At 66.6% G+C, this 18,065-nt stretch carries 18 protein-coding genes; 6 read left to right on the forward strand and 12 right to left on the reverse strand.

Annotation, left to right across the window (positions count from 1 at the left end; translation table 11 throughout):
* Positions 1–4: 4 nt before the first annotated feature.
* The 6 genes from CBM2586_RS13480 to purB all read right to left on the reverse strand — a co-directional run bounded on the left by CBM2586_RS13480 (position 5) and on the right by purB (position 6,623).
* Entirely contained in the window at positions 5–1,336 is a 1,332-nt protein-coding gene (locus CBM2586_RS13480) for a sensor histidine kinase (protein WP_115661220.1), read from the reverse strand.
* A 22-nt stretch (positions 1,337–1,358) separates the two neighbouring features.
* Positions 1,359–2,750, reverse strand: a complete 1,392-nt coding sequence (locus CBM2586_RS13485; protein WP_115687996.1) for a class I SAM-dependent methyltransferase — start codon at positions 2,748–2,750, stop codon at positions 1,359–1,361.
* Positions 2,751–3,098: 348 nt separating this feature from the next.
* Positions 3,099–3,689, reverse strand: coding sequence for a YceI family protein (locus CBM2586_RS13490; RefSeq protein ID WP_115687998.1), 591 nt, complete (start codon positions 3,687–3,689; stop codon positions 3,099–3,101).
* Positions 3,690–3,764: 75 nt separating this feature from the next.
* Entirely contained in the window at positions 3,765–4,346 is a 582-nt protein-coding gene (locus CBM2586_RS13495) for a YceI family protein (protein ID WP_115661217.1), read from the reverse strand.
* Between the two features lie 66 nt (positions 4,347–4,412).
* Complete coding sequence (locus CBM2586_RS13500; protein ID WP_115688000.1) at positions 4,413–4,967, reverse strand: cytochrome b; 555 nt, start codon at positions 4,965–4,967, stop codon at positions 4,413–4,415.
* Between the two features lie 279 nt (positions 4,968–5,246).
* Complete coding sequence (purB, locus tag CBM2586_RS13505; protein ID WP_115661215.1) at positions 5,247–6,623, reverse strand: adenylosuccinate lyase; 1,377 nt, start codon at positions 6,621–6,623, stop codon at positions 5,247–5,249.
* Positions 6,624–6,966: 343 nt separating this feature from the next.
* On the opposite strand from purB, the gene CBM2586_RS13510 reads away from it, so the two are divergent.
* Entirely contained in the window at positions 6,967–7,581 is a 615-nt protein-coding gene (locus CBM2586_RS13510; protein WP_115661214.1) for a glutathione S-transferase C-terminal domain-containing protein, read from the forward strand.
* Positions 7,582–7,674: 93 nt separating this feature from the next.
* Here CBM2586_RS13510 and mnmA read toward each other — a convergent pair whose 3' ends face one another.
* A complete protein-coding gene (mnmA, locus tag CBM2586_RS13515; RefSeq protein ID WP_115661213.1) occupies positions 7,675–8,760 on the reverse strand; it encodes a tRNA 2-thiouridine(34) synthase MnmA in 1,086 nt (361 codons plus the stop codon).
* Positions 8,757–9,248: an NUDIX hydrolase gene (locus CBM2586_RS13520; RefSeq protein ID WP_025583862.1), complete on the reverse strand. Its 492-nt coding sequence runs from the start codon at positions 9,246–9,248 to the stop codon at positions 8,757–8,759. The genes mnmA and CBM2586_RS13520 overlap by 4 nt, the downstream gene beginning before the upstream one ends.
* A 244-nt stretch (positions 9,249–9,492) precedes the next feature.
* Between CBM2586_RS13520 and CBM2586_RS13525 the strand changes: the two genes are divergently transcribed.
* The 5 genes from CBM2586_RS13525 (at position 9,493) to CBM2586_RS13545 (ending at position 14,293) form a co-directional block, all read left to right on the forward strand.
* Positions 9,493–10,614 (forward strand): Re/Si-specific NAD(P)(+) transhydrogenase subunit alpha, encoded by a 1,122-nt coding sequence (locus CBM2586_RS13525; RefSeq protein WP_115688002.1) that lies wholly within the window; start codon positions 9,493–9,495, stop codon positions 10,612–10,614.
* A 57-nt stretch (positions 10,615–10,671) separates the two neighbouring features.
* Entirely contained in the window at positions 10,672–11,034 is a 363-nt protein-coding gene (gene panD / locus CBM2586_RS13530; RefSeq protein WP_115661210.1) for an aspartate 1-decarboxylase, read from the forward strand.
* Positions 11,035–11,184: 150 nt separating this feature from the next.
* On the forward strand, positions 11,185–11,526 hold the full coding sequence (locus CBM2586_RS13535; RefSeq protein ID WP_115661209.1) for an NAD(P) transhydrogenase subunit alpha: 342 nt from the start codon (positions 11,185–11,187) through the stop codon (positions 11,524–11,526).
* Entirely contained in the window at positions 11,526–13,001 is a 1,476-nt protein-coding gene (locus CBM2586_RS13540; RefSeq protein WP_115661208.1) for an NAD(P)(+) transhydrogenase (Re/Si-specific) subunit beta, read from the forward strand. The genes CBM2586_RS13535 and CBM2586_RS13540 overlap by 1 nt, the downstream gene beginning before the upstream one ends.
* Positions 13,002–13,246: 245 nt before the next feature.
* Complete coding sequence (locus CBM2586_RS13545; protein ID WP_115661207.1) at positions 13,247–14,293, forward strand: response regulator; 1,047 nt, start codon at positions 13,247–13,249, stop codon at positions 14,291–14,293.
* 27 nt (positions 14,294–14,320) lie between these two features.
* Here the strand turns inward: CBM2586_RS13545 and CBM2586_RS13550 are convergent, their stop codons facing one another.
* From CBM2586_RS13550 to CBM2586_RS13565, 4 genes are all read right to left on the reverse strand, one after another.
* The gene (locus tag CBM2586_RS13550; protein ID WP_115688004.1) at positions 14,321–15,574 is read right to left on the reverse strand and encodes a THUMP domain-containing class I SAM-dependent RNA methyltransferase; all 1,254 of its coding nucleotides are present in this window, start codon (positions 15,572–15,574) and stop codon (positions 14,321–14,323) included.
* A gap of 63 nt (positions 15,575–15,637) precedes the next feature.
* Entirely contained in the window at positions 15,638–16,243 is a 606-nt protein-coding gene (locus CBM2586_RS13555) for a 2-hydroxychromene-2-carboxylate isomerase (protein WP_115661205.1), read from the reverse strand.
* A gap of 46 nt (positions 16,244–16,289) precedes the next feature.
* Positions 16,290–16,712, reverse strand: a complete 423-nt coding sequence (locus tag CBM2586_RS13560; RefSeq protein ID WP_115661204.1) for a CopD family protein — start codon at positions 16,710–16,712, stop codon at positions 16,290–16,292.
* A 61-nt stretch (positions 16,713–16,773) separates the two neighbouring features.
* Complete coding sequence (locus CBM2586_RS13565; RefSeq protein ID WP_115688006.1) at positions 16,774–18,054, reverse strand: glutamate-5-semialdehyde dehydrogenase; 1,281 nt, start codon at positions 18,052–18,054, stop codon at positions 16,774–16,776.
* Between the last annotated feature and the right edge of the window lie 11 nt (positions 18,055–18,065).

The raw sequence follows: 18,065 nt of genomic DNA on the forward strand, positions 1-18,065 counted from the left end.
CGACTTACTCCGCGCGAGGCAGGTCGAAGCTGAACGCGGCCCACTGGCCGAGCTCGCTCTCGGCAAACAGCTGGCCGCCGTGGCGCTCGATCACGGCATAGCTGATCGAGAGCCCCAGGCCCAGGCCCTGCCCGACTTCACGGGTGGTGAAGAACGGCTCGAACACCCGCGCCAGGTGTTCCGCCGCGATGCCGGGGCCGTTGTCGCGCACGGTCACGTGCAAGCGGCCTTCGGTCCAGCGCACCGCGGTATGGATCGCGGGTTCGGTGGTGCCGGCCTTGCGCATGGCCAGCGCCGCGTTGGAAAACAGGTTGATCAGCACGCCGATGATGGCGGCCTCGTCGCCCAGCACCAGCGTGTCGGCGGGCAACTCGCGCGTCACCTTGACGCCGCGCAGCTCATGCGCGGTCAGGCGGATCGACGAATCCAGCGCCTTTTCGAACATGAACGGCGTGCCTTCCACCTCGGCGCCCGGCTTGCGGTAGGCGAAGGTCTTCAGGTCGGAAACGATATGCTGGATGCGCTGCATCCCCTGCTTGGCATCCACCAGGCATTCGGTCAGCGACTCGCTTTCCTTGGCCTGGGGTTCTTCCATCGCCACCTCGATCGCCATCAGGCAGAAGTTCACCGGATTGTTGACTTCATGCAGCAGACCCGCGGCCAGGGTACCGATCGCGGCCATCTTTTCCTGCTGCAGCATCTGGCCCTTGATATCGACCAGCTTGCGGTTGATGACCTCGAGTTCGGCGTTCTTCTCGGCCACCTCCGCCTTGAGGCGGAACAGCATGAAGCGCGCGCGCTCGTTGAAATAGGTGTAGACCGCGCTGGCCGCGGCGGCAAACAGCAGGAACAGCGAATTGACGATAAAGGTCCCGAGCGGCTCGATGCCGCCGGGATGAAACAGGCACGCCAGCACGTACAGCAGGTACGAAAGCACGCCGAATACCAGGTTCTGCCACAGGCCGAACGGCAGCGCGATGCCTGACGCGAAGATGGCCAGGTTCAGTCCGACGTAGTACGGCGAATGCACGCCTTCAGTCTGCGAGATCATCCAGGCAATCATGATCTGCGGCAGCAGCAGCCAGGTCAGCGTCAGCCAGGGCGCGAAGCGGCGGCCGGCGGCGCTGTACAGGACCACCACGACCCCGGCGATCAGCATCGACACCACCACGCGCGCCACCGCGAAGGGAAACTGCTGCTGCGGATACTGTCCGTAGTCGAGCCCGACGCCGAGCAGGACCAGCACGATCGCGGTGTAGGCGCCGCCGCGGCTGAAGGCCAGGCGGAAGTCGACCAGTTCGGACTGGTAGCCGGCGTAGAGTTGGTTGGTGCTCATGGCGTGGCCCGCGAGGACAGCCTCAGTCAATGGTGGCTTCCGCGAACACGTTGACCCCGGTGCTGTCGACGTAGACGCGGTGCGAATGCGAGTGTTCGGGCAGCAGTTGCGCCATGCCCGAATCGTCGCGATAGATCAGGTACCACTCGAGCAGGTGCTCCATGCCGAATTTCTCCGGATTGTCCGCATGGACGTTGGTCACCAGGATCTGGCCGCCAGGGCGCGAGCGCGAGGCGAAGTACGACAGCAGCCGGGCGCAGACCTTGTCCGACAGGTAGTCGAACAGGCCGGCACAGTAGACCGCGTCGAACTCGCGTGCGGCGGCATCGTCCGGCGAGATGCGACGCTTGAGCAGTTCATGCACCGACTGGTGCACCATCTCGACGGCAAACTTGTTGCCGGCGCTGTTGGCCGAGTGCTCGATCGACTTGCGCGTGTAGTCGAGCGTCTCTTCGCTGAAATCGACCAGCTGGAACGACAACAGCTCCGGGTTCGGGTATTCGCGCACGAAGCGCTGGATTTCGAAGGCGGGGCCGCAACCCACGTTGAGCACGCGGAACGGCCGCCCGGCGGCGCGCGCGCGCTCGGCCTGGCGCTTGAGGAAATCGATCAGCAGGTCGATGCGGTTGCGGTGCGCGGTCGCCACCGCCGCCTTCAGGAAGGCGGTATTGACGATCTGGAAATAGGTGGTCGGACCTTGTTGCGGATCCCCCAGGATCTGGTTCACCATTTCATAGTCGCCGGCATAGCCAAGCGGCTTGGTGAACGTGCGATAGACGAACGGCGCGCGCAGCAGCAACGGATGCAGCGCCGACTGCGCGTAGGTGCGGTGCACCGGTGCGATTTCGGCGTCCACGCGCTGGGCTTCGCCCTCGAGCCAGTCCAGGTAGGTCTTGGTCTTGGCCATGATGGGCGTGGCCAGCTCGTAGAAGACGTCCTGGCGCAGCTTGCCTTCGGTCTTGGGCAGCGACTCGGTCAGGTCGACCTGCTCGACCCAGCGCGACACTTCGGACAGGAAGGCGCGCATCTCGTTGACCACGATCTGGTAGTCGCGCCGGATATTGAAGCGCGTGTCCCAATCCTGCACGAACAGCTCGGCTTCGCGCGCGACTGACTTGGGCTCGTTGTTGAGATCGGACAGTTCGCGCCACTCGTCGATCAGTGTCAGCGACACCACCGCGGTCAGGCCGGTGTTCACCAGGCTCATCACCACGGCCTTGCCGAGATAGGCATTCTTGGCGCCCATGCGGACGCTGAGCTCGCTCAGCACCTCGCTGACCTGCACGATCGAATACGGATTGTAGATTTCCATCACCAGAGACTTTCTCTGGAGATTGATGATCGTGCCCCGCACCTGCTCGCCCTGCGAGTTGCGGAAACTAACTACCGGATCGATTTGCGTTTTGGAGTACACGGTATAGCGCCAGGGAAAACCGGGAAACGCTGCGGGCCATACAGCCAGGGCAGAACGGCCAGGTACAGCATGAGGGGCGAGGGGGTCGCGGGGATGGCTACCGGTATCGGGACATGCAGCGAATGCTCATAGTGATGCGCTCTGGCCAGTTGCGGGCATGGCTGCCCCCCGCCGTGGCAGGAGTCGCAATACCCCGGATCATGGTGATTGCCGCGGGCCATTGTACTGTGCTCGTCGCAACTCGCACAACAAAGTGCCTTGCGGTCCCCTCGCATGGTGCGATACAACAAAAAAGGCCGGCATGCGCCGGCCTTGACAGCAGGTTGCCCGCCGCAGCGGGCCGCGCGCTCAGTCGGCGCGCACGCCTTCCACCTGGATGGCGAGCTTGACTTCGGGCCTGAAGCCCATCTTGACGCCATAGTCCAGGCCGAAATCGGCCCGGTTGAACTGGCCGACGGCGTCGGCGCCGCAGGCTTCGCGCTTGAGCATCGGGTGCTGGATGCACTTGAATTCGCGGATCTCGAGCTTGACCGGCTTGGACACGCCGCGCAGCGTCAGCACGCCGTCGACCTCGGTCGGCACGTCGCCCTTGAACTTCGAGAACTTGCCCTTGTAGGTGGCCTCGGGGAAGGCTTGCACGTCGAACATGTCCGGGCCCTTGGCGTGCTGGTTCAGCTTGGGATTGCCGAAATCGATCGAAGCCGGGTCGATGTTGACCTCGACCGAGCCCGCCTTGGCGGCGCGGTCCAGCGTCACCACGCCGCTGGACTTGTCGAACTTGCCGCGCCAGGTCGACAGGCCGCCCAGGTGGTCGGCCTCGAAGCTGGGGTAGGTATGGGTCGGATCGAGGTTGTACGTCACGGTGTTGGCCGAAGCCACGCCGAAGGCGGCGGTTGCGGAAACGGCCGCGACGGCGGCAACGAGGGAACGCAGTTTCATGGTGTCTCCCGACAAATCAGGGTTGGGATGGAGCGGTTCAGGTAAGTCCTGGGGTACGTCAGAGGTATGCCGGCCTTATTTCTTGGCCAGCACGATACGGAATTTGATCTGGACATCATCGGCGACCACGGAGGTGTCCTTCCATTCGCCGTCGCCGATATTGAACGCGGTGCGCTTGATCGGCAGCGCGCCCTCGAACACCTGCGCGCCGCCCTCCTGGCGGTAGGTGGCGGGCACCACCACGTCCACGGTCTTGCCCTTGATGGTCAGCTTGCCGGCGACGTCGTACTTGCCCGGCGTGCCGTTCTTGATGCTGGTCGACTGGAACACCGCCTTGGGATACCTGGCGGCGTCGAACCAGTCCTTGCCCTTCACTTCCTTGGTGGTCTCGGCATCGCCGATCTCGAAGCTGGCCACGTCGATCTCGATCTTGGCCGTCGAGGTCGCCAGCTTGGCGGGGTCGAAGCTGACGTTGGCGTCGAATTTCCTGAACTTGCCCTCCATCGGCACGCCGATCTGGCGCGCCACCGCGGTCACCGAACTCCTGGCGGCGTCGACCTGGGCCCAGGCCAGGTTGGCGGCGATGCCGGTGGCGGCCAGCACGGCGGCCAGGCTGGCGCGGATAGTGGCCGAGCCGCGGCGGGAATTGCGTTTCATCTGAGAAAACTCCTGTCAGGGACGGCGCAACGGCGCCGCGGTACGAAAATGATTGGCGCGCCAGGCTCAGCGCAGGAACGGCAGCATCCGGCCCAGCGTGCCGTCACGGTCGACAAACTGGTGTTTCACCGCCGCCGCCGCATGGACAACGACCACTGCGGCCATCAGGTAGTTCAGCCAGATATGGGTGAACTTCAGCACGTCCTTGAGCGCATCGCTTTTCTCGATCAGCGCCGGCATCTTCCACAGGCCCAGGTACACCACCGGCACGCCCGCGGCCGAGCTGTACAGGTAGCCGCTGATCGGCACGATCACGATCAGCAGGTACAGCAGGTGGTGGGCCCCGGCCGCGGCCCTGGCCTGCCACGCCGGGGTACCGGGCGCGACCGGCGGCGCGGCGTGGGTGGCGCGCCACAGCACGCGCAGCAGGGCGATGGCGAAGATCGTCACGCCCAGCCACTTGTGCCAGGAGTACAGCTTGAGCTTGGTCGGCGTCAGCCCGGGAATGCCGGTCATGTAGAGGCCCAGCCCGAACGCGGCAAAGATGGCCAGCGCCACCAGCCAGTGCAGGGCGATCGCGGTGGCACCATAGCCGGCGGGGGCATTGGCGGTAGAACGCATCGGATTCCTCTCGCCCGCGGCACGGGCGTTTCACAATTTTGGGGAAGGCAACGGCCGGATCCACCCGCCCGTGCGCTGACGATTCTCGCATTATTGCGGCCGGATGTGCGCCGGTGCAGGACAGTCCTTCATTAAGTTATTCAAATGCTTTGAAGCGACATTCCGGCGCAAGCGCCACAACGGTGGCCCGCAGGCAGCCGAGCATGCCCAAAACAAAAAAGCCATCCCGCGGGATGGCTTTCCGTTGCGACCGCCGGCTGGCGGCGGCAAGACGTGGCGTCAGATGCGCTCGGCGAGGGTCACGGCCTTGCCGATATAGCTCGCGGGCGTCATCTCCAGCAGCAGCTTCTTGGCGTCGTCGGGGATCGCCAGGCCGTTGATGAAGGTCTGCAGCGCTTCGCGCGAGATGCCCTTGCCGCGGGTCAGCTCCTTGAGCTGCTCGTACGGGTTGGGCACGCCGAAACGGCGCATCACGGTCTGCACCGGCTCGGCCAGCACTTCCCAGCAGTTGTCGAGGTCTTCGTCGAGGCGTTCCGGGTTGGTCTCGAGCTTGCCCAGGCCGCGCAGGCAGGCCTCGTAGGCCAGCAGGCTGTAGCCGAAGGCCACGCCGATATTGCGCAGCACGGTCGAGTCGGTCAGGTCGCGCTGCCAGCGCGACACCGGCAGCTTCTCGGACAGGTGGCGCAGCACCGCGTTGGCCAGGCCCAGGTTGCCTTCCGAGTTCTCGAAATCGATCGGGTTGACCTTGTGCGGCATGGTCGACGAGCCGATTTCGCCGGCCTTGGTCTTCTGCTTGAAGTAGCCCAGCGAGATATAGCCCCAGACGTCGCGGTTCAGGTCGAGCAGGATGGTGTTGGCGCGGGCGATCGCGTCGAACAGCTCGGCCATGTAGTCGTGCGGCTCGATCTGGATGGTGTACGGGTTGAAGCTCAGCCCGAGGCGGGTCTCGATGACCTGCTTCGAGAACGCCTCCCAGTCGAACGCGGGGTAGGCCGACAGGTGGGCGTTGTAGTTGCCCACGGCGCCGTTCATCTTGCCCAGCAGCTCGACCTGCTCGATGCGCTGGATCGCGCGTGCCAGGCGCGCCGCCACGTTGGCCATTTCCTTGCCCAGCGTGGTCGGGCTGGCCGGCTGGCCGTGGGTGCGCGACAGCATCGGCTGGGCGGCATTGAGCCTGGCCAGCTCGACCAGGCGTGCATGCACGCGCTTCAGCGCCGGCACCACCACGCCCTCGCGCGCGCCCTTGAGCATCATGCCGTGCGAGGTGTTGTTGATGTCTTCCGAGGTGCAGGCGAAGTGGATGAACTCGCTGGCGGCTTCCAGTTCGGCGTTGCCCTTGACCTGCTCCTTGAGCCAGTACTCGACTGCCTTCACGTCATGGTTGGTGACTGCCTCGATTTCCTTGATGCGGGCGGCGTCGGTCTCGCTGAACTTGTCGACCAGCGCCAGCAGTGCGGCCTCGGACGCGGCCGAGAACTTCGGCATGTCGGGCAGGCCGGCCTGCGCCAGTGCGATCAGCCAGTGCACCTCGACCTTGACGCGGTTGCGCATGAAGGCCGCCTCGGACAGCCATTCGCGCAGCGCATCGGCCTTGGCGGCGTAACGGCCATCGATCGGGGACAGGGCGGTGAGCGGCGAAAGCGAGGAGGAGGTCATGCTGGAAACCGGGAAAGGGAGGAATAGAAGAAGGCGAACAAGGGGCGCCGCGGGGGCCGGCGCTGGCGGCGCTGGCAGGCGCCGACGGGGCGATGCGCCCGTCACGCCGCATCGGCGGGCGGCCGGCGCTGCGCAACGCGCGATTTTACCACCCTGCCCCCGCTCCGGGCGGCGGCCAAGCGCGGCCGCGGGGCATCGGTGCGCGAGCCCGCATTCGCCATGCGCCGCGGGTATACTCGCGCACGCCGTTCCAGTAGCCTGTTATGAAGTGCATCGGGCAAGCCATCGCTGCCTCCCCGCCGCCGAGCGACGATGCACTTCATAACAAGCTCAAGGGGAGAACATGAAGCTGTATGCATCCCGGACCAGTCCATACGCGCGCAAGGTGCGCGTGGTGATGGCGGAGAAGAAGATCGAGTGCCAGCTGATCGAAGAGGACGTCTGGTCGCCCGAATCCCGGATCGGCCAGTACAACCCGCTGGGCAAGGTGCCGTGCCTGGTGATGGAAGACGGCGGCGCGATCTTCGACTCGCGCGTGATCGTCGAGTATGTCGACACGCTCACGCCGGTCAGCCGGCTGATCCCGCAGGGCGGGCGCGAGCGCCTGGAAGTACGTTGCTGGGAGGCCCTCGCCGACGGCCTGCTCGACGCCGCGCTGCTGGTGCGCCTGGAGGCCACCCAGCGCGAGCCGCACGAGCGCAGCGAGCGCTGGGTGCAGCGCCAGCGCGGCAAGATCGACGCGGCACTGGTGGCCATGGCCCATGGCCTGGCCGACCGCCCGTTCTGCACCGGCACGCACTACTCGCTGGCCGACGTGGCGGTGGGCTGCGCGCTGTCCTACCTGGACTTCCGCTTCCCGGACATCGCCTGGCGCGAACGCCATCCCAACCTGGCGGCGCTGGAGGAAAAGCTGTCGAAGCGCCAGTCGTTCATCGATACCGAGCCGCCGCGGGGATAAACGCCGGCGCCCGTGGCTACCCTATTGCCTGCTTCCTCTCCCCCAAGCGGGAGAGGGAAACAAACCGCGAGCGGCTTACTGCGGCGACGGCACTTACTGGATGATCCCGCCCCCCAGGCAGATCTCGCCGTCATACAGCACCGCCGACTGCCCGGGCGTGACCGCCCATTGCGGCTCGGCAAACGACAGCGTCAGCGCCTGCGCGTCGACCGCCTGCACCGTGCAGGCGGCATCGCTCTGGCGATAGCGGGTCTTGGCCGCCATCGCCGCCCCCGCCGCAGGCGGCTCGCCGGCCACCCAGGACAGGTCCGACGCGGTCAGCACGGGCGTCAGCAGCCACGGATGGTCGTGGCCCTGCACCACGTAAAGCGTATTGTTGGCCATGTCCTTGCGCGCGACATACCAGGCATCGCCGTTGCCGTCGCGGCTGCCGCCCAGGCCGATGCCCTTGCGCTGGCCCAGCGTATAGAACGCCAGCCCGATATGCTCGCCGACCACCTTGCCCTCGGGCGTCTTCATCGGCCCCGGTTTGGTCGGCAGGTAGCGGTTGAGGAAGTCGCGGAACGGGCGCTCGCCGATAAAGCAGATCCCGGTCGAATCCTTCTTTTTGGCGTTGGGCAGGCCGATCTCGGCGGCGATCTCGCGCACGCGCGTCTTCGGGATCTCGCCCAGCGGGAACAGCGTGCGCGACAGCTGCGCCTGGTTCAGCCGGTGCAGGAAGTAGCTCTGGTCCTTGGTATGGTCGAGCGCCTTGAGCAGCTCGAAGCGGCCGGCCGCATTCTGGCGCACGCGCGCATAGTGGCCGGTGGCGATGGTCTCGGCGCCCAGCGACATGGCGTGGTCCAGGAACGCCTTGAACTTGATCTCGGCATTGCACAGCACATCCGGGTTGGGCGTGCGGCCGGCCGAGTATTCGCGCAGGAAGTCGGCGAAGACGCGATCCTTGTACTCGGCGGCGAAGTTGACCGCCTCCACGTCGACGCCGATCAGGTCGGCCACCGAGACCACGTCGAGCCAGTCCTGGCGCGTGGAGCAGTATTCGCTGTCGTCATCGTCTTCCCAGTTCTTCATGAACAGGCCGATGACCTCATAGCCCTGCTGCTTGAGCAGCCACGCGGTGACCGACGAATCGACCCCGCCGGACATCCCCACCACGACACGCTTTGCGGCACCGCTCACGACTGCGCCCCCGCCTGCAGCACGGACGGGTGCGTGTACAGTGCGTCCAGCGCAAAGCGCTTGCCGGCCAGGTAGTCGTCCACGCACGCCATCACCAGCGGCGAGCGATGCCGCTCCGGGCACGCGCGCAGCTCGTCGGCACCCATCCAGACCGTGCGCACGATGCCGGTGTCGAGCTGGCGGCCGGCGTCGAGCGAGCCGAGGTCGCCGGTAAAGGCAAAGCGCACGTAGGTCACGTCGCCACCGGTGCGCGACGACAGCGAACGCCCCATGTAGCAGCCCAGCAGCGCGCGCGGCTCGAAGGTGTGGGCGGTTTCTTCCAGGGTTTCGCGGATCACGGCGCGGATCAGGCTTTCGCCCGGATCCAGGTGCCCCGCGGGCTGGTTCAGGCGCAGCCCGTCGGCGGTTTCCTCTTCCACCAGCAGGAACCGGCCGCCGCGTTCGATCACGGCGGCAACGGTCACGCTGGCATTCCAGTCACTTGACATGATGCTTATTTTTTAGGCAATGCCGCATTCTACCGGTTGCCGGCCCATCGTGCAGCCCGGCGGGGCCGGCACCGGCGCGCCACCCAGGCGCGGCAAAAGCCGACCGGCCGGTCACCATAGCAAGTCAGATTCCTGTAAGCTGCGGAAAAATTGTGCGCTGCGGCTTAACCCGTTCCGGCAGCGCGCACGGGCCAGACGTCGGTCCGCCAACCAGACAAGACGCCAGCTAAAGGAGAAATTGACGATGTACATCGGCATCCCGCAGGAGACGCGGGCCGGCGAGACTCGCGTCGCCGCCACCCCGGAGACCGTCAAGAAATACGTCGCCCAGGGCCACAAGGTGGTCGTTCAGGCCGGCGCCGGCCTGAGCGCCAGCCAGCCCGACAGCGCGTATGAGGCGGTCGGCGCCACCATCGGCAGCGCCGCCGACGCGCTCGGCGCGCAACTGGTGCTGAAGGTGCGCGCGCCCGAGGCCGCCGAACTGGCGCAGATGAAGCCCGGCGCGGTGCTGGTGGGCATGCTCAACCCGTTCGATACCGAGAACAACGCGCGCATGTCGGCCGCCAACATCACCGCCTTCGCGCTCGAGGCCGCGCCGCGCACCACGCGCGCGCAGAGCATGGACGTGCTGTCGTCACAGGCCAATATCGCCGGCTACAAGGCCGTGCTGGTGGCCGCGCACCACTACCAGCGCTTCATGCCGATGCTGATGACCGCCGCCGGCACCGTCAAGGCCGCGCGCGTGCTGATCCTGGGCGCCGGCGTGGCCGGCCTGCAGGCAATCGCCACCGCCAAGCGCCTGGGCGCGGTGATCGAAGCCTCGGACGTGCGCCCCGCGGTCAAGGAGCAGATCGAATCGCTCGGCGGCAAGTTCCTCGACGTGCCGTTCCTGACCGACGAAGAGCGCGAGATCGCGCAGGGCGTAGGCGGCTATGCGCGCCCGATGCCGCCGGACTGGATGAAGCGCCAGGCCGAGCTGGTGCACCAGCGCGCGCTCCAGGCCGACATCGTCATCACCACCGCGCTGATTCCGGGCCGCAAGGCGCCGGTGCTGCTGCAGGAAGCCACCGTGGCGCAGATGAAGCCCGGCTCGGTGGTGGTGGACCTGGCCGCCGCGCAGGGCGGCAACTGCCCGCTGACGGTGGCCGACCAGGTGGTCAACCACAACGGCGTGATCCTGATCGGCCATACCAACCTGGCCAGCATGGTCGCGGCCGACGCCTCGGCGCTCTATGCGCGCAACGTGCTGGACTTCCTCAAGCTGGTCATCGACAAGGACGGCCAGTTCACGCTCAACCTCGAAGATGACATCGTCGCCGCCTGCCTGATGTGCAGGGACGGCCAGGTCGTGCGCGAGGCGGCGTAACTCCAACGGGCGCAGCGCGCCCACTGCTTTCGCTTCAGATATAAGGACGTATCACCCATGCAACGCATCATGCTCCGCGCCAAGCTCCACCGCGTCACCGTGACGCAGGCGGACCTCAACTACGAGGGTTCGTGCGGCATCGACCAGGACCTGCTGGACGCCGCCGACATGAAGGAGTTCGAGAAGATCGAGCTGTACAACGTCAACAACGGCGAGCGCTTCTCCACCTACATCATCAAGGGCGAGCGCGGCAGCGGCGAGATCTCGCTGAACGGCGCCGCCGCGCGCCGCGCGCACCTGGGCGACCAGCTCATCATCTGCACCTATGCGCCGATGACGGACGAGGAAATCGCCACGTACAAGCCCAAGGTCATCCTGGTGAACGAGAAGAACGCGATCAAGGAAATCAAGAAGGTCTGACGCCTTGCCCCCTCTCCCGCAAGCGGGAGAGGGAGTACGCCGCCGGCCATTCAAGAGCCCGTGTCCGGCCGCGTGCCCCGCCGTAATACTGCAAACAACAATCACAGCAACACGCAGCATCCCGGTTTCAAAGCAACGGAGGAGAAGTCGATGGAGATGGTGAACCACACGGTGATCAACCTGATCATCTTCGTGCTGGCGATCTACGTGGGTTACCACGTGGTCTGGACGGTCACGCCGGCCCTGCATACGCCCCTGATGGCGGTAACCAACGCGATCTCGGCCATCATCATCGTCGGCGCCATGCTCGCCGCGGGCCTGACCGAAGGCGGCGTCGGGCGCGTGATGGGCACGCTGGCGGTGGCGCTGGCGGCGGTCAACGTGTTCGGCGGCTTCCTGGTGACCCAGCGCATGCTGGAGATGTTCAAGAAGAAGGAACCGAAGGCCAAGGCGTCCGAGGCCAAGCCGGCACTGGCCAAGGAGGGCGCGTGATGGCGGGCCTTGTCAGCATGAACCTCGTCACCCTGCTCTACCTGGTGGCCTCGGTCTGCTTTATCCAGGCGCTCAAGGGGCTGTCTCACCCGGCCTCGGCGCGCAAGGGCAATGCCTTCGGCATGATCGGCATGGCCATTGCGGTGGTCACCACGCTGGTGCTGATCATCAAGCTGAAGAACGAGTTCCTCGCGGCGGGCACGGCCCAGTCGTCGGTGGGCACGGGGCTGGCGCTGATCTTCGCGGCGCTGGTGGTCGGCGGCGGCATCGGCGCCTATGTGGCGCGCAAGGTGCAGATGACCAAGATGCCGGAACTGGTCGCGGCGATGCACTCGCTGATCGGCCTGGCGGCGGTGTTCATCGCGGTGGCCGCGGTGGCCGAGCCCGCCGCCTTCGGCATCAGCCCGGCCGGCTCGCACCTGATCCCGCTGGGCAACCGCATCGAGCTCTTTATCGGCTGCTTCGTCGGCGCGATCACGTTCTCGGGCTCGGTGATCGCCTTCGGCAAGCTGGCCGGGCGCTACAAGTTCCGCCTGTTCCAGGGCGCGCCGGTGGTGTTCGCCGGCCAGCACCTGCTGAACCTGGCGCTGGCGGTGGCCATGGTCGGCTTCGGCATCGCCTTCTTCATGACGCAGGAATGGCTGCCGTTCCTGGTGATGCTGGCGATCGCCTTCGTGCTGGGCGTGCTGATCATCATCCCGATCGGCGGCGCCGACATGCCGGTGGTGGTGTCGATGCTGAATTCGTACTCGGGCTGGGCCGCGGCCGGCATCGGCTTCTCGCTGAACAACCCGATGCTGATCATCGCCGGCTCGCTGGTGGGCTCCAGCGGTGCGATCCTCTCGTACATCATGTGCCGCGCGATGAACCGCTCGTTCTTCAACGTGATCCTGGGCGGCTTCGGCGGCGATGCATCGGCTGGCGCGGCGGCCGGCGCGCAGGCGCAGCGCAACGTCAAGTCGGGTTCGGCGGATGACGCCGCCTTCCTGATGGGCAACGCCGAGACCGTGATCATCGTGCCCGGCTACGGCCTGGCGGTGGCGCGCGCCCAGCACGCGCTCAAGGAACTGACCGAGAAGCTGGCCGAGAAGGGCGTGACCGTAAAGTACGCGATCCACCCGGTGGCGGGCCGCATGCCGGGGCACATGAACGTGCTGCTGGCCGAGGCCGAGGTGCCGTACGACCAGGTCTTCGAGATGGAAGACATCAACAGCGAGTTCGGCCAGGCCGACGTGGTGCTGGTGCTGGGCGCCAACGACGTGGTCAACCCGGCGGCCAAGACCGACCCCAAGTCGCCGATCGCCGGCATGCCGATCCTGGAGGCGTACAAGGCCAAGACCATCATCGTCAACAAGCGCTCGATGGCGGCCGGCTACGCCGGGCTGGACAACGAGCTGTTCTACATGGACAAGACCATGATGGTGTTCGGCGACGCCAAGAAGGTGGTCGAGGACATGTTCAAGGCGGTCGACTAAGGCCCCACAAGGCCAGTCCGCCCGCGCCCGCGCGCCGGGGCCGTTGCCGGTCCTGGCGCGGGCCGCGGTCCTCGCCCGCCGGCCCCGCAGGAACGGGGGCCGCCCTCCCATCCTTTCCCGCCGCAAGCCGCCTTGGCCGCAAGGCGTGCCTTGCAAGGCAGCCGTGGCGCGCTATACTGGCCTGCGAATACGCACGCTGGCTTGCCACTTGCGCCACGCCTGTGCCAACCCCTGCCCGCCGCTCCATGACCTTCAATCCCCACGACAGGAATCTGTCGGTCTTCCATCACCCGGTCCTGACTGTCCTGGTGGATGACAGCAAGTCCTTCATCGACAGCCTGGCGTTCCAGATGGATGCCGCGCGCGGGGTGATCACCTTCACCGACCCGCGCGAAGCGTTGCAATGGATCCGCGAAGCCTACGCCACCCGCTTCCCCGGCTTCCTGCCGGTGCGCGTCACCCATGACGACCTGACCTTCCTGACCGAGCGCCGCACGGTCCAGCTCGACATCGACCGCATCTACCGGCAGATCCACGACGTCAACCGATTCCTGCAGCCCGGCGTGGTGGTGGTCGACTATTCGATGCCGCAGATGGACGGCCTGGAGTTCTGCCAGGCGCTGCAGGACCTGCCGTGCAAGACCATTCTCCTGACCGGCACCGCCGATGAAAGCATCGCGGTGCAGGGCTTCAACCACGGGCTGATCGACCGCTATGTGAAAAAGCACGACAGCAATATGGTGGAGCGCCTGGACCAGGAAATCGAAGCCATGCAGCAGGCCTACTTCGCCACGCTGTCGCGCACGCTGCGCGAGCTGCTGACGCGGCATTCGTTCTCGTTCCTGTCCGATCCCGCCATGACCGAGCGCGTGCGCCAGCTGACCGCGCGCTACGGCTTCGTCGAGTACTACCTGTACCCCAATCCCGCCGGCATCCTGCTGCTGACCGCGCAGGGCCACGCCACGCTGATGGTGATCGAGACCCGCGCCGGACTGATGACGCAGGTGGAGTCGGCCGAGGCCTACGACGCCCCCGCCGCGCTGATCGAAGGCCTGCGCGAAGGCCGGCTGGTGCCGTTCTTCTGGCCCGGCAACGGCATGTACACGCCGGCCTGCGTCGATTGGGAACAATACTGCCTGCCGGCCGAGCGCTGCGACGGCAGGGAAGAATTCTTCTACGCGCTGTTCGACCTGCCGCGCCACCTGCTGCAGGAGCCGGTGGTCAGCCTGCAGAGCTTCCTGGCGGATTTCAGCCGAAACCCGGAAGCCTTGACGGGGCGCAAGCGCCCCTGACGCCACCAGACCGGCGGCTGGGCCGGATCAGTCCGCCTGCGGCGCCCGGTTGGCGCCGCGCACCATGTCGAAACGGAACAGCCGGCACTCGATATTGCCGTTATAGAGCGGCGTGCGGCGCGATTCCTTCAGCCGCAGCCGGCGCGGAAAGCCCAGGTCGCCGGTGAACACCCACGCCTGCCAGCCCGCGAAGTGCTGCTTCAGGGTGGTGGCAAAGGCGCTGGCGAACTGGTTGGCGGCGGCCTCTTCCACCTCGTCGCGCGGCGCTTCCTCCTCCGGCGCGCGGCGCTGCCCGCGCACCGCAATGCGCTCGCCGTACGGCGGATTCATCAGCAGCAGTCCCGGCTCGTCAAAGGGCGGCTGCACGAAACGCGCGTCCACCTGCTTGGTGCGCGCCTCGCCCGGCAGGCCGGCGCGCTCCCAGTTGGCGCGCGTGATCGCCAGCATGTCGATGGAGATGTCCGAGCCGACCACCTGCAGTTCATCGGCCGAGGCCAGCATGCGGGCGCGCTGCGCGTCCGACTTCAGCTTCTGCCAGGCTTTGGTGTCCATGCCCTTGAGCCATTCGAAGGCAAAGCTGCGGCTGCCACCCGGCGCGATGCCCAGCGCCACCTGCGCGGCCTCGACCAGGAAGGTGCCGCTGCCGCACATCGGGTCGTAGAAGGGCCGGAACGTCTGGCCCGGCACCCAGCCCGCCAGACGCAGGATCCCGGCCGCGAGGTTTTCCTTCAGCGGCGCCTCGCCCTTCTCGGTGCGCCAGCCGCGCTTGAACAGCGGCTCGCCGGTGGTGTCGAGATACAGCGTGCAGTCGCGCTCGGTCAGGTGGGCGTAGATGCGGACATCCGGGCTGACCGTGTCGACGCTGGGCCGTGCCCCCAAGCGCTCGCGCATGGCATCGCAGACGCCGTCCTTGACCCGCAGCGCGGTGAAATTCAGGCTGCGCAGCGGCGACTTGTGCGCCGTAATATCCACGCGCAGCGATTCGTCGGGCGAGAACCATTGCTCCCAGCGCACGCCGCGCGCCAGCGCATAGATGTCGTCCTCGTGCCGGTAGCCGCGCGCGGCCACGCGCATCAGCACCCGGCTGGCAATGCGCGAATGCAGGTTGACCGCATAGGCGGCGGCCATCTCGCCCGAGAAATTGACGCCGCCCGGCACTTCCTGGTGCACCGCGAACGGCGCCAGCGCGGCCATGCCCGGCATCGCGGCGATCTCGCGCAGCTCTTCGGCGAGCGCGCTCTCCAGGCCGCGCGGGCAAGGGGCAAAGAAGGCTTGGGTCATGAGAGGGATTCCTGCAAACAAAAACGTCCGCCGTGGCGGACGGGGAAGTATCGGTAGCTTAGGTCAAGCCGCTGCCAGGGCGCGGTCGAGAAAATCAAGGCGGTCCTGGCCCCAGAACGGCTCGCCGTCGAACACGTACCACGGCGCGCCGAACACGCCGGCCGAGATCGCGTCCTGCGTGTTCTGCGCGTAGGCGGCCTGCACCGACTGGGCCTCGCTCGCCTTGACCAGGCCGGCGCCATCCAGGCCGGCCTCGTCGGCGATCTGCGCCAGCGTGGCGGCATCGGCGATATTGCGCTGCTGTGCCCACACCGCCGCGCCGATCGCGCCGGTCAGCGCCATCGCGCGCGCGGTGCCGTGCGCGAGCTGCGCGGCAATGATCAGCTTGCTGGCGGCATCGCCCGACACCGGAAAGAACGTCGGTTGCAGGTTCAGCGGCAGGTTCAGGAACTCGCTCCAGCGCCTGAGTTCGACCAGGCGATACGCCTGCCGCTGTGGCGGGCGCTGCGCCAGCGGCAGACCGCCGGAAACCGAGAACACCTTGCCCAGGTCGCACGGTTTCAGGTTCACCTGCGCGCCATGGCGCGCGGCGATGGCGCTGAACCGGGCATGGCCCATGTAGACGTACGGCGATTGCGGCGTAAGGTAGTAGTCGACCAGCTTGCTCATCTCGGTTCTCGCGACGGAATAGGCAGCAATGTAAAGGCGGCCAGCCTCAGAACGGCTTGACCACGACCAGGATCACCACCGCCAGCAGCACCAGCACCGGCAGCTCGTTGAACCAGCGATAGAACTTGTGCGAGCGCGCGTTGCGCCCCGCCTCGAACTTGCGCAGCAGCACGCCGCAGCCGTGGTGGTAGCCGATCAGCACCAGCACCAGCGCCAGCTTGGCGTGCATCCAGCCTTGCCCGGCACCGCGGCCGATGCCGTAGCCCAGGTACAGCCACAACCCGAACACCAGCGCCGGCACCGCCAGCATGGTCATGAAGCGGAACAGCTTGCGCGCCATCAGCAGCAGGCGCTGCGTGCTGGCGGCATCGGTCTCCATCGCCAGGTTGACAAAGATGCGCGGCAGGTAGAACAGGCCGGCGAACCACGAAACGACGAAGACGATATGCAGCGCTTTGACCCAGAGCATCGGCGGACAGACGTTGGCTTGCGGTGGTTATTGTTGTTGGCGGGCCGGCTTCAGGGCCGCGTCAGGTCCGGATCTCGCCGTGCCCGAACACCACGTACTTGAGCGAGGTCAGCCCCTCCAGCCCCACCGGCCCGCGCGCATGCAATTTGTCGTTGGAGATGCCGATTTCCGCGCCCAGGCCGTACTCGAAGCCATCGGCGAAGCGGGTCGAGGCATTGATCATCACGCTGGCCGAATCGACCTCGCGGATAAAGCGCATGCCCGCCGAGTAGTTCTCGGTGATGATCGAATCGGTATGGTGCGAGCCGTATTCGTTGATATGCGCGATCGCTTCATCCAGGCCGGCAACGGTCTTGATGGCCAGGATCGGCGCCAGGTATTCCAGGCGCCAGTCTTCCTCGCTGGCATCCACCAGGCCGCTGAAGCCCGCCGCTTCGAGCGTGGCGCGGGTGGCCGGGCACACGCGCAGCTCGACGCGCTTCTGCTGGTAGACGCGGCACAGCGGCGGCAGCGCTGCGGCGGCGATGTGCTGCGACACCAGCAGCGTCTCCATGGTGTTGCAGGGCGCATAGCGCTGGGTCTTGGCGTTGTCGCAGACGCGCACGGCCTTGTCCAGGTCGGCCTCGGCGTCGATATAGACGTGGCAGATGCCGTCCAGGTGCTTGATCATCGGCACGCGCGCTTCTTCCATCAGGCGCGCGATCAGGCTCTTGCCGCCGCGCGGCACGATTACGTCGACGTACCCGGTCATGGTGATCAGCCGGCCGACCGCGGCGCGGTCGGTGGTCTCGATCACCTGCACCGCCTCGGACGGCAGCCCGGCCGCTGACAAGCCCTCGGCCACCAGCTTGGCCAGCGCGGTGTTGGATTCGATCGCTTCGGACCCGCCGCGCAGGATGGTGGCGTTGCCCGACTTCAGGCACAGCGCCGCGGCATCGATGGTCACGTTGGGGCGCGACTCGTAGATGATGCCGATCACGCCCAGCGGCACGCGCATCTGGCCCACCTGGATCCCGGTCGGGCGGAACTTCATGTTCGAGATCTCGCCGATCGGGTCGGCCAGCGCGGCGATCTGCTCCAGGCCCGCGGCCATGGTGGCGATGGCCTTGTCCGACAGCGTCAGGCGGTCGACGAAGGCGGCGTCCTGGCCGTTGGCGCGGGCGCGCTCCACGTCGCGCGCGTTGACGGCCTTGAGCTTGTCGGCATCACGGCGGATGGCGGCGGCAATGGTCAGCAGCGCCTGGTTCTTGTCGGCGGTGGAGGCACGCGCCATTGCGCGCGACGCCGCGCGGGCCTGGCGGCCGACGCGGTCCATGTATTGGTTGAGGTCGAGCTCGGTCATGTCAGTGGCCG

It is taken from the genome of Cupriavidus taiwanensis, assembly GCF_900250115.1.
Lineage (GTDB): Bacteria > Pseudomonadota > Gammaproteobacteria > Burkholderiales > Burkholderiaceae > Cupriavidus > Cupriavidus taiwanensis_B.

Bases quoted from the DNA above. Each gene is read 5' to 3' on its own strand.
- CBM2586_RS13480 (WP_115661220.1), bottom strand. From the start codon at position 1,336: ATGAGCACCAACCAACTCTACGCCGGCTACCAGTCCGAACTGGTCGAC.
- CBM2586_RS13490 (WP_115687998.1), bottom strand. From the start codon at position 3,689: ATGAAACTGCGTTCCCTCGTTGCCGCCGTCGCGGCCGTTTCCGCAACC.
- CBM2586_RS13495 (WP_115661217.1), bottom strand. From the start codon at position 4,346: ATGAAACGCAATTCCCGCCGCGGCTCGGCCACTATCCGCGCCAGCCTG.
- CBM2586_RS13500 (WP_115688000.1), bottom strand. From the start codon at position 4,967: ATGCGTTCTACCGCCAATGCCCCCGCCGGCTATGGTGCCACCGCGATC.
- purB (WP_115661215.1), bottom strand. From the start codon at position 6,623: ATGACCTCCTCCTCGCTTTCGCCGCTCACCGCCCTGTCCCCGATCGAT.
- CBM2586_RS13510 (WP_115661214.1), top strand. From the start codon at position 6,967: ATGAAGCTGTATGCATCCCGGACCAGTCCATACGCGCGCAAGGTGCGC.
- CBM2586_RS13520 (WP_025583862.1), bottom strand. From the start codon at position 9,248: ATGTCAAGTGACTGGAATGCCAGCGTGACCGTTGCCGCCGTGATCGAA.
- CBM2586_RS13525 (WP_115688002.1), top strand. From the start codon at position 9,493: ATGTACATCGGCATCCCGCAGGAGACGCGGGCCGGCGAGACTCGCGTC.
- panD (WP_115661210.1), top strand. From the start codon at position 10,672: ATGCAACGCATCATGCTCCGCGCCAAGCTCCACCGCGTCACCGTGACG.
- CBM2586_RS13535 (WP_115661209.1), top strand. From the start codon at position 11,185: ATGGAGATGGTGAACCACACGGTGATCAACCTGATCATCTTCGTGCTG.
- CBM2586_RS13540 (WP_115661208.1), top strand. From the start codon at position 11,526: ATGGCGGGCCTTGTCAGCATGAACCTCGTCACCCTGCTCTACCTGGTG.
- CBM2586_RS13545 (WP_115661207.1), top strand. From the start codon at position 13,247: ATGACCTTCAATCCCCACGACAGGAATCTGTCGGTCTTCCATCACCCG.
- CBM2586_RS13550 (WP_115688004.1), bottom strand. From the start codon at position 15,574: ATGACCCAAGCCTTCTTTGCCCCTTGCCCGCGCGGCCTGGAGAGCGCG.
- CBM2586_RS13555 (WP_115661205.1), bottom strand. From the start codon at position 16,243: ATGAGCAAGCTGGTCGACTACTACCTTACGCCGCAATCGCCGTACGTC.
- CBM2586_RS13560 (WP_115661204.1), bottom strand. From the start codon at position 16,712: ATGCTCTGGGTCAAAGCGCTGCATATCGTCTTCGTCGTTTCGTGGTTC.
- CBM2586_RS13565 (WP_115688006.1), bottom strand. From the start codon at position 18,054: ATGACCGAGCTCGACCTCAACCAATACATGGACCGCGTCGGCCGCCAG.